This window comes from Georgenia sunbinii (assembly GCF_036421875.1).
Lineage (GTDB): Bacteria > Actinomycetota > Actinomycetes > Actinomycetales > Actinomycetaceae > Georgenia_B > Georgenia_B sunbinii.
The window spans coordinates 287,275-300,562 of record NZ_JAZGOL010000002.1; the positions used below are offsets into that span (position 1 = coordinate 287,275).

General features: G+C 72.0%; 10 protein-coding genes. All 10 read left to right on the forward strand.

The window, feature by feature from the left end; genetic code table 11:
- Window positions 1-18: 18 nt before the first annotated feature.
- The 10 genes from V2J52_RS05660 (at window position 19) to V2J52_RS05705 (ending at window position 13,251) form a co-directional block, all read left to right on the forward strand.
- Window positions 19-1,041: an AAA family ATPase gene (locus tag V2J52_RS05660; protein ID WP_331226705.1), complete on the forward strand. Its 1,023-nt coding sequence runs from the start codon at window positions 19-21 to the stop codon at window positions 1,039-1,041.
- 8 nt (window positions 1,042-1,049) lie between these two features.
- Window positions 1,050-1,937: a DUF58 domain-containing protein gene (locus V2J52_RS05665; RefSeq protein WP_331226706.1), complete on the forward strand. Its 888-nt coding sequence runs from the start codon at window positions 1,050-1,052 to the stop codon at window positions 1,935-1,937.
- The gene (locus tag V2J52_RS05670) at window positions 1,924-2,376 is read left to right on the forward strand and encodes a hypothetical protein (protein WP_331226707.1); all 453 of its coding nucleotides are present in this window, start codon (window positions 1,924-1,926) and stop codon (window positions 2,374-2,376) included. Before V2J52_RS05665 ends, V2J52_RS05670 begins: the two co-directional genes overlap by 14 nt.
- Entirely contained in the window at window positions 2,376-3,392 is a 1,017-nt protein-coding gene (locus V2J52_RS05675) for a vWA domain-containing protein (protein ID WP_331226708.1), read from the forward strand. Before V2J52_RS05670 ends, V2J52_RS05675 begins: the two co-directional genes overlap by 1 nt.
- A complete protein-coding gene (locus V2J52_RS05680) occupies window positions 3,389-4,438 on the forward strand; it encodes a vWA domain-containing protein (RefSeq protein WP_331226709.1) in 1,050 nt (349 codons plus the stop codon). The genes V2J52_RS05675 and V2J52_RS05680 overlap by 4 nt, the downstream gene beginning before the upstream one ends.
- Window positions 4,435-5,325: a hypothetical protein gene (locus V2J52_RS05685; protein ID WP_331226710.1), complete on the forward strand. Its 891-nt coding sequence runs from the start codon at window positions 4,435-4,437 to the stop codon at window positions 5,323-5,325. Before V2J52_RS05680 ends, V2J52_RS05685 begins: the two co-directional genes overlap by 4 nt.
- A 308-nt stretch (window positions 5,326-5,633) precedes the next feature.
- Window positions 5,634-9,818, forward strand: a complete 4,185-nt coding sequence (locus V2J52_RS05690) for a choice-of-anchor G family protein (RefSeq protein WP_331226711.1) — start codon at window positions 5,634-5,636, stop codon at window positions 9,816-9,818.
- 87 nt (window positions 9,819-9,905) lie between these two features.
- Window positions 9,906-10,703, forward strand: a complete 798-nt coding sequence (locus V2J52_RS05695; protein ID WP_331226712.1) for a DUF5819 family protein — start codon at window positions 9,906-9,908, stop codon at window positions 10,701-10,703.
- Window positions 10,700-11,755, forward strand: a complete 1,056-nt coding sequence (locus V2J52_RS05700; protein ID WP_331226713.1) for an HTTM domain-containing protein — start codon at window positions 10,700-10,702, stop codon at window positions 11,753-11,755. The genes V2J52_RS05695 and V2J52_RS05700 overlap by 4 nt, the downstream gene beginning before the upstream one ends.
- 14 nt (window positions 11,756-11,769) lie before the next feature.
- Window positions 11,770-13,251: a phytoene desaturase family protein gene (locus V2J52_RS05705; RefSeq protein WP_331226714.1), complete on the forward strand. Its 1,482-nt coding sequence runs from the start codon at window positions 11,770-11,772 to the stop codon at window positions 13,249-13,251.
- Window positions 13,252-13,288: the final 37 nt, after the last annotated feature.

Sequence of the window (13,288 nt, forward strand, 5' to 3'; positions counted from 1 at the left end):
CACGGAGAACGGGGAACGATGACCATTGCGAGCGACGGGGGCCTGGCCCCTCGCACGGCGACGATCGCGCACGACGACGTCCGTCGCGCTGGTGAGCTGCTCGGCAGGATCGATGCGATCTTCGCCCAGCGGGTCGTCGGTCAGCAGGCACTGCGCGCCGCGCTGGTCTCGACGCTGCTGGCGGGCGGCCACATCCTGCTGGAGTCGGTGCCGGGCCTGGCGAAGACGACGGCGGCGCACACCTTGGCGTCCTCGGTCTCGGGAACCTTCCACCGCATCCAGTGCACGCCGGACCTCATGCCGAACGACATCGTCGGCACGCAGATCTTCAACTACGCGACCGGCAAGTTCTCCATCCAGCTCGGCCCGGTGCACGCCAACCTCGTGCTGCTCGACGAGATCAACCGGTCCAGCGCCAAGACCCAGTCCGCCATGCTCGAGGCGATGCAGGAGCGGCAGACCTCCATCGGTGGCGAGGTGTTCCCGCTCCCCAGCCCGTTCATGGTGCTCGCGACGCAGAACCCCATCGAGGAGGAGGGCACCTACGTGCTGCCCGAGGCCCAGATGGACCGGTTCCTCGTCAAGGAGGTCCTCACCTACCCGAGCCCCAACGAGGAGCTGGGGATCCTTGACGGCATCAGCTCCGGCTCCTTCGACGCGCCGCTGTCGACGAGCCCGGTCTCGCTCGAGGACGTCGTCTACCTCCAGCGACTCACCCACGAGGTGTACGTCGACGCCTCGATCAAGCAGTACATCGTGGCGATCGTCAACACCACCCGCGGCGGCGGGCCGCGACCGCTGCCGAAGTTCTCCCAGCACGTGCGGGTCGGTGCCAGCCCCCGTGGCGCCATCGCCCTCATGCGGGTGGCGCAGGCGCACGCGCTGCAGCAGGGCCGCAGCTATGTCGTGCCCGACGACGTCAAGGTGCTGAGCCACAGCGTGCTGCGCCACCGACTGGTGCGCACCTACGACGCGCTCGCCAACAACGTCGCGCCCGAGTCCCTCATCGACGCCGTGTTCGCCGCGGTGCCGGCCCCGTAAGGACCGTCATGTCGAGCGCCTCACGGCTGGCCAAGATCCGCGCCCGCCTGGACCTGCCCACGGTCCGGCGCGCCTCCGGCCTGCTCGACGGGCGCCACCGCTCGACCTTCACCGGCCACGGCCAGGACTTTGACGACATGGTCGAGTACCACCCCGGTGATGACGTCGGTGACATCGACTGGAAGGCCTCCGCCCGTTCCGGGTACCCGGTCATCCGCCGTTTCGTCCACGAGTCGAACCTCGCCATGGTCCTCGCCGTCGACACCGGCCGGTCGATGGCCGCGACCGCGCCGAGCGGCGAACGCAAGTCGGAGGTCGCGCTGTTCGCGGCCGACGTCGTCGCCTACCTCGCCCGGGCGCGCGGCGACCTCGTCGCGCTCGTCGCCGGCGACTCGCGCCGCATCACCCAGATCCCGGCGCGCGGCGGCACCGGGCACATGGAGCTGCTGCTGCGGCGGCTGGAGCAGGACCTCGCCCGCGAAGCGCCGCCGTCGGACCTCAGTCGGGTGCTCGACCGCATCCTCACCTCGGTCAACCGGCGCACGCTCGTCGTCCTCATCACCGACGAGGCGCGGCCCGGGCTCGACGACGAGGACGCGCTGCGCCGGCTGCGGACCCGCCACGACATCATGGTCATCTCCATCGCCGACGCCATGGCCACGACGCCGGGGCTCGGGCCCGTCGCCGACGTCGACGAGGACCTCCTGCTGCCGCCGTTCCTGCAGCGCGACCGCCGGCTGCACGCCGCGGCGACCGTCGCCGTCGCCAACCGGCGCAAGGCGATCCGCGACATGCTGCGCCGCCGCGGGATCGAGCACGTCGTGGCCGCCAGCTCCGACGACGTCGTCGACGCCCTCATCGACCTGTTCCGGAGGCAACGACGTGTCCGGCGCTGACTCCCTGCTGCCCCCCGAGGCCTACTCCTGGTGGGTGCCAGCGCTCGGTGGCGGCCTGCTGCTGCTCGTCGCGCTCTGGTTCACCTACGTGCTGCTGAGCACCCGCCGGCCCGACCCCACCAAGCAGCCGCCGATGACCGGTGACGCACGCGGCCGTTACGAGATCGCCGTCGACGGCGCCGTCGCGGACTACCGCAGCGGCGAGCTCGACCTGCGCTCGCTCCACCTTCGCCTCGCGCGGCTCATGCGTGACTTCGCCTCCGACCGGATCGGCCGCGACGTCCGCCCGTGGACCCGCAGCGAGATCGCGGCGCACGACCCGACCGCCCGCATCGGCCACCTGCTGGCCGTCTGGGAGGAGCCGTCCTTCGCCCGGCGCAGCGACGCCGAGGCCGAGACGGCCGCCGACCAGGCCCGGGAGGTGATCCAGCAGTGGTGATGCGGTGGGAGTGGCTCATCCCGGTCGTGCTGGGCATCGTCGCGGCGGCCGCCGTCGTCGGCTGGGTGCTGCCGCGCTCGGCCCGTACCCCCCGCGCGGTGCGCTGGGTGGCCAACAGCAGCTACCTGCGCCGGCTGCCGACCTACCGCAGCCGGCTGCGGCTGCTGCAGGCCGGGCTCGCCGGCCTCGCGGTCTTCGCGATCGTCGGGGCCCTCGGCGCCTCGCTGCTGCTGGCCCGGCCGGCGGACCGGGACGTGCGTGCCTCGGCGCTCGCCAACCGGGACATCGTGCTGTGCCTCGACGTGTCCGGCTCGATGATCGAGTTCGACACCGAGATCGTTGGTCAGTTCTCCCAGCTGGTTGAGGGCTTCGACGGCGAGCGCATCGCGCTGTCGGTGTGGAACAGTACGTCGCGCACCGTCTTCCCGCTCACCGACGACTACACGCTCGTCACCGAGGAGCTCGAGGAGGCCGCCGAGATCCTCGACTTCGACCTCGACGCGTGGTCCTACGCCCCCGAGGACCTCGCTGCCCTCGAGGAGTTCATCGCCGGCACCTTGGCGCTGGAGGACGAGGCGTCCTCGCTCGTCGGTGACGGTCTCGCGAGCTGCGCCTACGCGTTCGACGACACCGATTCCGAGCGCTCGCGGTCGATCGTCCTCGCGACCGACAACCAGGTGCTGGGCGTGCCGATCTACCAGCTGGACCAGGCGGCCGAGCTGGCGGCCGAGCGCGGTATCCGGCTCTACGGGCTGTTCGCCTCCACCTCCGAGGCCTACAGCGAGGAGAACGAGGACGCGTATCGGGCGGCGATGGAGGATAACGGCGGGCTGTTCTACCACGCCGACGACCCGACCGCCGTCGACGCGATCGTCGACGACATCTCGCGGCAGCAGGCGGTCGAGCTCGACGCCAACCCGGAGGTCGTTCTCACCGACCGGCCCGAGACCGTGCTGTGGCTCGCCGTCGCCGGGGTCGCCGGGCTCATCGTCGTCGCGTGGCGGTTGCGCTCATGACACTGACACTCCTGTGGCCGCTGTGGCTCACCGCGCTGGTGTTCGGCCCGATGCTCGTCATCTGCCTGATCGCCGCGATCCGCGCCCGGCGCACCGGCGACGGCACCTTCCTCGCCTGGCTCCGGCGCGCCGTCATGACGGTCGCGCTGCTCGGGATCGCCCTGGGGCCGGCGGTGCCGAGCACGACGACGACGGTCGAGTCGAACGTCGAGATGTTCTTCGTCGTCGACCGCACCGGCTCGATGGCCGCCGAGGACTACGACGGCGGCCGGACGCGCCTGGACGGGGTCCGCGAGGACGTCGTCGCGCTCGTCGAGGCGATGCCCGGTGCCCGCTACTCGGTGATCGGCTTCGACTCCCAGGCCACCCGGCAGCTGCCGCTGACCACCGACGCGCGGGCGGTGGGGACCTGGGCGGACACGCTGGTCCAGGAGATCACCTTCTACTCCGCCGGCTCGGCGGTCGACCGGCCGCTGGACGCGCTCACCACCGCGCTCGAGGGCGCGGCGGAGCGCAACCCGGAGAACGTCCGCCTCGTCTACTTCCTCGCTGACGGCGAGGACACCCGCGGTGACGGCGTGGAGGAGCAGGAGACCCAGTCCTACGAGCCGCTCGCCGACCTCGTCGACGGCGGCGCGGTGCTGGGGTACGGCACCGCCGAGGGCGGGCAGATGCGCGCCTACGACGGCACGTCGGCCACCGGGCCGGGGACCGACGCACCCTGGATCGTCGACCCGACGCAGCCGGGCAGCCCGCCCGCGGTGTCGCAGATCGACGAGGCGGCGCTACGGCGGGTCGCCGAGCAGCTCGGCGTCGACTACACCCACCGCATCTCGCCGACCCCCGTCGACGGTCTCGTCGCCGGCGTCGACGTCGAGACCATCACCGGCGACGGCCGGCGCGACGTCTCTGTGTACGAGGACGCCTCGTGGCCGCTGGCGGCAGTGCTCGCGGCCCTGCTCGCGTGGGAGATCTGGTACCAGACCAGCCGCTTCCCGCGGCCGACCAGGCCCAGCAGAAGGACCCGACCGAGGGAGGCGACATGACCGAGCGCACCGAACCCGGCGTCGGACGACCGCCGGCCGTCGAGGACGAGGGCGCGACGTCTGCACGACTGCGCCGGCGCCGGCTCCTGCTCGGCTGGTCCTCGCCGGTCGTGCTCGCCGCGATGGTCGCCGGCTGCCTGCTGCTCGGCACGGCCTTCGGTAACCTGCTGGGCCGGCAGGACTACGAAGCGATGCGGTACTCGCAGGCGGCGACCCAGTTCCAGCTCCAGCAGCGATGGACGGGCTTCACCGAACCGTGGAAGGCGTGGTTCAACAGCGGTACCGCGCACTACCGCGCCGAGGAGTACTTCCTGGCCACCGAGGACCTCCGGGTGGCGCTCGTCGCCGTTCCGGTGGCCGCCCCGCTCGACGGCGCGCCGGCCGACACCAAGGACCCACAGTCCCCCGAGTGCCGGGTGCGCACCAACCTGTCGGTGGCGATCGAGGCGATGGGCGACGAGGCCGCGGAGCTCGACGACCCGGCGATGGCGGCCGCGCAATACGCCGAGGCCCGTGAGGTCATCGATCCCTGCACCGCGATGCAGGAGAACGAGGAGACCTCCGACCGGCAGCAGGACAAGGAGGACCAGGCGCGCGAGGACGAGCAGGAGCAGCGTGACGAGCCGTCCGCGGAGCCCAGCGACGCTCCGTCCGAGGAGCCCTCGGACGAGCCCACCGACCCGGGTGAGGACCCGACCGACGACCCGAGCGACGCCCCTTCGGACGACCCCTCCGAGGAACCTGGCGACGAGCCCACCGAGACGCCGGAGCCCACCGACGACCCGCAGCGCGAAGAGCTCGAGGAGCGCAACCGGGAGGCGGAGCGCGACCGCCAGGAGGAGCAGCAGCGAGGCGGTGGCGGCTCCGGCGGCGGCCAGAACTGGTGATATTGGCCGCTCATTCCCGAATGGTGAGAATATCCGGCTGAACGTTACCGAACCGTTATGACGCGCCTTTCAATGTCGTCGACAGGCGTCGTAAGGTCGTGGCGGCGGCCCTAACGGATAAATCGGCCGATCAACCGGTCTCTTCGGGTCGCCTGAGGGAGATAGTTGCCGAGTGGTGGGGGCGGTTTCGGTGCTGGTGCGTGGGGCGATACCGTCCCTTCGTGCACCCGCGTGTGCTCCCTCCCCCTCGGTAGTCGAGTTCAACGAGGGGGATTTTCTTGACAGCAAGACATGCAGTACGACCACCGGTGAGACGGTGGCGGCGCCCTCTGGCGGCGATCGCTGCCGGCTCGCTCATCGCGGTCGCGGGCGCATCGGGAGCCGTCTCGGCACCCAGTGACGACAGTGAGGCCGCCGCGCAGCTGATCAACGCGGACCTCCTAGGGCTTGATCTGCTCGACGTGATCCGGACCGAGTCCGGCAACCCGAGCGATGCAGGGCCGAACAGCGCGAACATCGATGCCTCCGTGCTCGAGTCGCTCATCGACCTCGAGCTTCCGTCGATCGGGCTGCCGCTCATCAGCGACGGCACCAACGGCGGCCTGCTCGACCTCGGAGCCGGCGCCGCTGCCGGCGTCCTCAACGGGTACGCGGCTTCGCCGAGCGCCACCACATCGACGGCCGCCTCCGGCGCCGTCGGTGCTGACGGCGTCATCGACCTCGACGCGGGTTCCAGCACGGACCTCGCGCGGCTCGACCTCACGGCGCTGCTCGGCCAGCTCGAGCTCGACGGCCTGACCGACCTCGTCATCGACGAGGTCTCCGTCGCGCTCGGCGCACTCGCGTCGCGCGCAGAGGCGGCCGATGGCGAGATCGAGCGCGAGTACCTCCTGGCTGGCGCGGAGCTCAACGTCTCCAGCCCGCTGCTCGGCACGCTGTCCAACACGCTCGCCACCACCTACGACGCGACCGGCACGCTGGTCGAGGAGTCCCTCGACGGGCTCGTCGGTACCGGTGGCCTGGTGGACAACGCGCTGGGTCTCATCGACCTGCCGGCGATCAACCTCCTCGGGCTCGTGACTGCCCAGCTGGAGCGGCCGACCGCCACGCTCGACGTGACGCTGCCGCCGCTGGACGACGTGCTCACCACGCCGATCTCCTCGCCGGGTGAGCTGGTCACCATCGACCTCTCGCAGGGCACGATCGGTGTCGACATTGCCAAGCTGCTCAAGGGCACCGAGGGCGAGGACCTCAACGGGCTGGACCCGAACACGTCCGTGCTCACCGATGAGACCATCGAGGCCATCGTCAACGGAGTGGCCACCGCTGTGGGCACGCTGCTCGACTCGGTCAACGAGACGGTGCTGACCGCGCTGCACGAGAGCGAGCTGACGGTCAACGCCGGTGGTGAGCTCAATGTGCTCGGCGGGATCGGTTCCGCTGATTTGGACATCGACCTGACCGGTACGTTGGCAGGCTTTGCTGGTCTCGAGGGTGCTCCGGCGCCGACCTTCGGAACGATCGCCGATATCAGTGTCGGTTTTATCAACATTCCGGCTGGCGAGCTGATCAACCTCGTCGTTCAGCCGCTGCTCGGCTCGGTGACCGCCGCCCTCGGGCCGATCCTCGACACCGCACTGACCACCCAGGCTGACGTCCTCGCGGACGCGCTCACCGGTGTCGTCGACCTGGTGCTGGAGCCGCTCGAGCCCGTGCTCGACGGTGTACTTCGCCAGATCGCGACGATCACCATCAACGAGCAGCCCGCCGAGGGTGACCTCGGTGAGGACTCCGCAACGGTTCGCGCGCTGGCGATCGACGTGCTGCCGGGCACGCTCGGTGGCGTGGGTGTTGACCTCGCGTCCTCCACGGTGCGCGTCTCCGAGATCGAGGCGGCGCTGAGCGTCAGCCCCGACCCGGTCGAGATCGGTGCCGAGCTGACCGCTGAGGGCGAATCCTTCACCCCCGAGCAGCCGGTGACGGTCACCTACACGGACAGCGATGGCGCCGTCGTCGCGACCTCCGAGGATGTGGTGGTCGACGAGGACGGAGCGTTCACCGACGTCATCACGGTTCCGGAGAACACCGCCGTGGGCGCCCTGACAGTCAGTGCGACCGACGGGACCCGCACCGCTGTGGACACGGTCGAGGTCATCGAAGGCGCCGGTACTGACCCGGATGCCGGTACTGACCCCGACGCTGGGACGGACCCGGATGCGGGCACTGACCCCGATGCGGGCACTGACCCCGACGCTGGGACGGACCCCGACGCCGGTACGGACCCGGACGCGGGCACCGACCCGGACGCGGGCACCGACCCGGACGCGGGCACGGACCCGGACGCCGGTACTGACCCGGACGCCGGGACGGACCCCGACGCGGGCACCGACCCGGACGCCGGCACTGACCCGGACGCTGGGACGGACCCGGACGCTGGTACGGACCCGGACGCGGGCACCGCTCCGGATGCTTGGACTGACCCGGATGCCGGTACTAACCCGGACGCCGGCACGGACCCCGCCGCGGGTACCGACCCGGACGCTGGCACGGACCCCGACGCTGGTACCGACCCGGATGCCGGCACTGACCCGGACGCTGGGACGGACCCGGACGCTGGTACGGACCCGGACGCGGGCACCGACCCGGATGCGGGCACGGACCCCGACGCTGGTACGGACCCCGACGCGGGCACCGACCCGGACGCCGGTACTGACCCGGACGCCGGCACGGACCCCGACGCGGGTACCGACCCGGACGCCGGTACTGACCCGGACGCTGGTACGGACCCCGACGCGGGCACCGACCCCGACGCGGGTACTGACCCGGACGCCGGCACGGACCCCGACGCGGGCACTGACCCGGACGCGGGCACTGACCCGGATGGTGACTACGACCCCGCGGTCGTGGGCGCGCCGGACGAGGTTGCTGTGGGTGACACGGTCACGGTCGAGGGCTCGGACTATGTTCCGGGCTCGACGGTGACGGTCGTCTACACCGACAGCGAGGGCAGCATCGTCGGCCAGAACGAGGGCACGGTCGGCGATGACGGCAGCTTCACGGACTCGCTCGTCGTGCCGGTCGGCACGCCGCTGGGGCCGCTGACGATCACTGCTGTCAGCGGCGACCTTTCGGCCGCTGATGTCGTCACCGTGATCGAGCCGGACGCGGGGACGGACCCCGACGCGGGCACCGACCCGGACGCCGGCACGGACCCCGACGCGGGCACTGACCCGGACGCCGGTACGGACCCCGACGCGGGCACCGACCCGGACGCCGGTACTGACCCGGACGCCGGTACGGACCCAGACGCGGGCACCGACCCGGACGCTGGCACGGACCCCGACGCGGGCACCGACCCGGATGCCGGTACGGACCCGGACGCTGGGACTGACCCCGACGCGGGCACCGACCCGGATGCTGGGACTGACCCCGACGCGGGCACCGACCCGGACGCGGGTACGGACCCGGACGCTGGCACGGACCCCGACGCGGGCACCGACCCGGATGCCGGTACGGACCCGGACGCTGGGACTGACCCCGACGCGGGCACCGACCCGGATGCTGGGACTGACCCCGACGCGGGCACCGACCCGGATGCGGGTACGGACCCGGACGCCGGTACGGACCCCGACGCGGGCACCGACCCGGACGCGGGTACGGACCCGGACGCTGGCACGGACCCCGACGCGGGCACCGACCCGGACGGCGACTACGCCCCCGTCATCGTGGGCGCGCCGGACGAGGTCGCCGTGGGTGACACGATCACGGTCCAGGGCTCGGACTACGTCCCGGGCTCGACGGTGACGGTCGTCTACACCGACAGCGACGGCACCATCGTCGCGGAGCACCAGGTGACGGTCGGCGATGACGGCAGCTTCACGGACTCGCTCGTCGTGCCTGCCGGCACGCCGGTGGGCCCGCTGACGATCACTGCTGTCAGCGATGGCCTCGCGGCGTCTGACGTCGTCACGGTTGTCGACGGCGGTGCGGGAACCGACCCGGACGCTGGGACTGACCCGGATGCGGGCACCGACCCGGACGCCGGGACGGACCCCGACGCGGGCGACTACGACCCGTCGGTCGACGCCTCGCCGGACCGTGTCGTCGTTGGTGACACGATCGAGATCGGCGGCTCGGGCTACGTCCCGGGTTCGACGATCACGGTGGTGTACACCGACAGCAACGGCGACGTCGTCGCTGAGCACACGGTCGTCGTCTCCGAGGACGGCAGCTTCAGCGACTCGCTGGTCGTCCCGGCCGGCACCGCGCTGGGCGCGCTGACCGTCACCGCCACCGGTGAGGGCCTCAGTGCCAGCGACACCGTGACGGTGGTGGCAGCGACGAGCCCGTCGCCGGCGCCGTCGTCGCCGTCCTCGCCGTCGCTGCCGGTCACCGGCTTCGGTGGCCTGGCGATCGCGGCCATTGCCGCGATGGTCCTGATCGGTGGAGCCGCCGTGACCCTGTGGTCGCGGAAGCACGCCGCCCGAGGCTGATAGCGCCTGAGGCATGAACGTGGCCGTATGGCCCGGCAGCAGCCGGGCCATACGGCCACGTTCGCCGTTGACCCGACGAAGGACGACATGCGTAGAAGTAACGGCCCCGCGGTGACCGGAGGCGAGATCCCGGTGACCCGCCGAGCACGCCTCGTGCTGTGGCCGCTCATCGCCGTGGCGCTGGTCCACACCCTGTTCATCGGGCTCTGGGTGGGGCCGAGCACACCGGTGAAGGAGGCGATCGGCGCCGACGTCGTCCGGAGCTACGTCATGCCGGTGTTCGACCAGAACTGGCGGATCTTCGCCCCGACCCCGCGTCGCGCCGCCGTCGAGCTGGATGTCCGCGCCATGGTGCGTGACGCCGAGACCGGCGAGGAGCGGATCTCTGACTGGGTCCCTCTCGTCGACGGCGAGGACTCGCTCATCCGGGGCAACCCGTTCCCCCCACGACTCTCGCTCGCCGCGCGCCGCGTCGCCAACCACCTCAACACCCGGATGGGTGACATGAGCGCCGGCCAGCGCACGCAGGCCGAGGCCAGCTACTTCACGACGCCGATCGCCGAGCTGCGCGAGCGGCTGCTGGCGGTGGACGACGACGGCGCGGCCGGGGCGAGCACCGTCGACGGCTACCTGCGCTACGACTCGGTGGCGACGTCGCTGGCGACGTACTTCGCGGTCGCCACCTGGTCCGAGGAGACCACCCACGTGCAGTACCGCAGCTCGATCCGTTACACACCGTCGTTCAACGACCGCCACGAGCGGGACATCGACGACGCCGAGCGCACCTACCGCGAGTACGGCTGGCGGCCGGCGGCCGACGTCACCGCGGAGACCGCCGCGCTGTTCGAGTCCTACCCGAACGCCATCCGAGAGGGCCTGGAATGAGCACGATCACGTGGGCCCGCGACGGCGCACGCGACGCCGTCGGGTTCGTCGAGACCTGGCTGGTCGGCGCCAAGCGCGCGACCTACGGGCTGTCCGCCGCCCGGATCCTCGTCGGCGTCGCGCTGCTCGGCATCCTCGTCGCCAACTTCGGCACCCGCCACGCGGTGTGGGGCCCGGGCTCCAGCTGGATCGACGCCTACCGCCAGACGACCGGGTTCGACTCCCTCAGCGGCATCTTCGCGGGCGAGAGCCCCATCGTCTTCACCCTCAAGTACTTCGCGCTCGCGCTGGTGGCGGTCGCCGTCATCGTCGGTTGGCGGACGCGGCTCGCCACCGCGGTGCTCGCGATCGGGATGACCGCGCTGGTGGAGCGCAACGGTCTCGTCGGGGACCAGGGGGACAACATCGCCCGGATCGGGCTGGTGCTCATGCTGTTCATGTCCACCGCCGAGCACTGGTCGCTGGACGCCCGGCGACGCCGGCGCTCGGCCCGCGCCGCGCGGACCGGGCTGCTCGGCGACGTGCTCGTCGGTCGGCCGGTGCTCCCGGCCTGGTTGACCAACCCGCTGCACAACGTCGCGCTCGTCGCGCTCGCGCTGCAGCTCTTCATCCTCTACACGGCGTCGGCCCTGTTCAAGGTGCAGGGCGAGCTGTGGCAGAACGGCACCGCCCTCTACTACCCGCTGAGCCTGCACGAGTACGGCGTCTTCCCGTGGCTGAACTCGCTGCTCACGCTCAACCCGGTGATGGTCACCGCCGCGACGTACTTCGCGGTCTTCGTCCAGCTGTTCTTCGCCATCGGGCTCCTGCACCCGGTGACCAGGCGGCTCGCGCTCGTCGGCGTCATCCTCATGCACGTCGGCATCGCGGTGCTCATGGGCCTGCCGTGGTTCTCGCTCTCGATGATCGCGTTCGACGCGATCTTCGTGACCTCGGCGACCTGGCGCCGAGCCGAGGTCGGCGTCGCCGGCCGGATCGCTCAGCGCCGCGCCCGGAAGGCGGAACCCGACGGCGAGCCGCAGGTGGTCGACGGGTCCGTCACCACCGGATGAGCCACACTGGGGCGATGAGTGCCGCGCGTGAGGTGACCGATGTCGTCGTCGTCGGCTCGGGTCCCAACGGGCTCGCGGCAGCAGTGACGATGGCCCGGGCCGGGCTCGGCGTCGTCGTCCTCGAGGCGCAGCCGACCGTCGGTGGCGGGGCGCGCACCGCGGACCTCGGGCTGGCCCCGGGCATCGAGCACGACCTCTGCTCCGCGGTGCACCCGCTGGCGACCTCGAGCCCGTTCTTCCGGGCCTTCGACCTCGTGGCCCGAGGTGTCGAGCTGCGGGCGCCCGCGATCTCCTACGCGCAACCGCTCGACGGCGGCCGGGCGGGGCTCGCCTACCGCGACCTCGAGCGGACGGTCGACAACCTCGGCCCGGACGGAGACGCCTGGCGGCGGCTGTTCGGCCCGCTGGTACGGGACCTCGAGGCGGTGCTGGCCGTCTCGCTCGGCGACATGCGCGGCATCCCGGCTCCGCTGCGCAGCCCCGCCGGGGTGCGCGGTGCCGTCGCGTTCGGGCTGCGCGTCCTCGAGCAGGGGACGGCGCTGTGGAACCGGCCGTTCACCGCGGACGCCGCACCAGCGCTCCTCACCGGTGTCGCGATGCACGCGATCTCCGCGCTGCCCGCGCTGGCACCGGCGGGCACCGCCCTCATGCTCGGCGCGCTGGCGCACCACGGCGGCTGGACCCTGCCGGTGGGTGGCTCGCAGGCGATCACCGACGCGCTCGTGGCCGACCTCGAGGCGCACGGCGGGCAGGTCCGCACCCGCCACCGGGTGGCGACGTGGGCCGAGCTGCCGCGGGCACGTGCGTACCTCCTCGACACCAGCCCGGGGGCCGCGGCGCAGATCTGGGGCGAGCGGCTACCGGCCGACGTCCGGCGCCGGCTGCGGCGCCACCGCCATGGCGATGCCGCGTCGAAGGTCGACTTCGTCCTCTCCGGGCCGGTGCCGTGGGCCGCGCCGGAGGTCGGCGGGGCGGCGACGGTGCACGTGGGCGGCACCCGGGAGGAGATGGCGGCAGCGGAGCTCGACGTCGCGCGCGGCGTGCACCCGCGACAGCCGGCGGTGCTGCTGTCCGACCCGACCGTCGCCGACCCGGGCCGCAGCCACGGCGGCCTGCGGCCGCTGTGGACCTACACCCACGTCCCGGCGGGTTCCACGCTCGACATGACCGAGGCCGTCACCGCGCAGATCGAGCGGTTCGCCCCGGGGTTCCGCGACCTCGTCGTCACCTCACGAGCCGTCCCGGCGGCCCGTCTCGCCGACACTAACGAGAGCTACGTCGGGGGAGACATTGCCGGTGGTGCGATGACGATGCCGCGGGTCGTCCTCGGTCCGACCGGCCGGTGGGACCCGTACCGGCTCGGCATCCCGGGGGTGTACCTGTGCTCGGCAGCCGCGCCGCCGGCGCCTGGGGTGCACGGGATGAACGGCTGGCACGCCGCTCGTCGCGCGTTGCGTGACCGGTTCGGCCGTTCGGTGCCGTCGCTCGCACCGTAGGCGCCAGCGCGCAGCACAGCAGGTTCCGCGCCGTCGA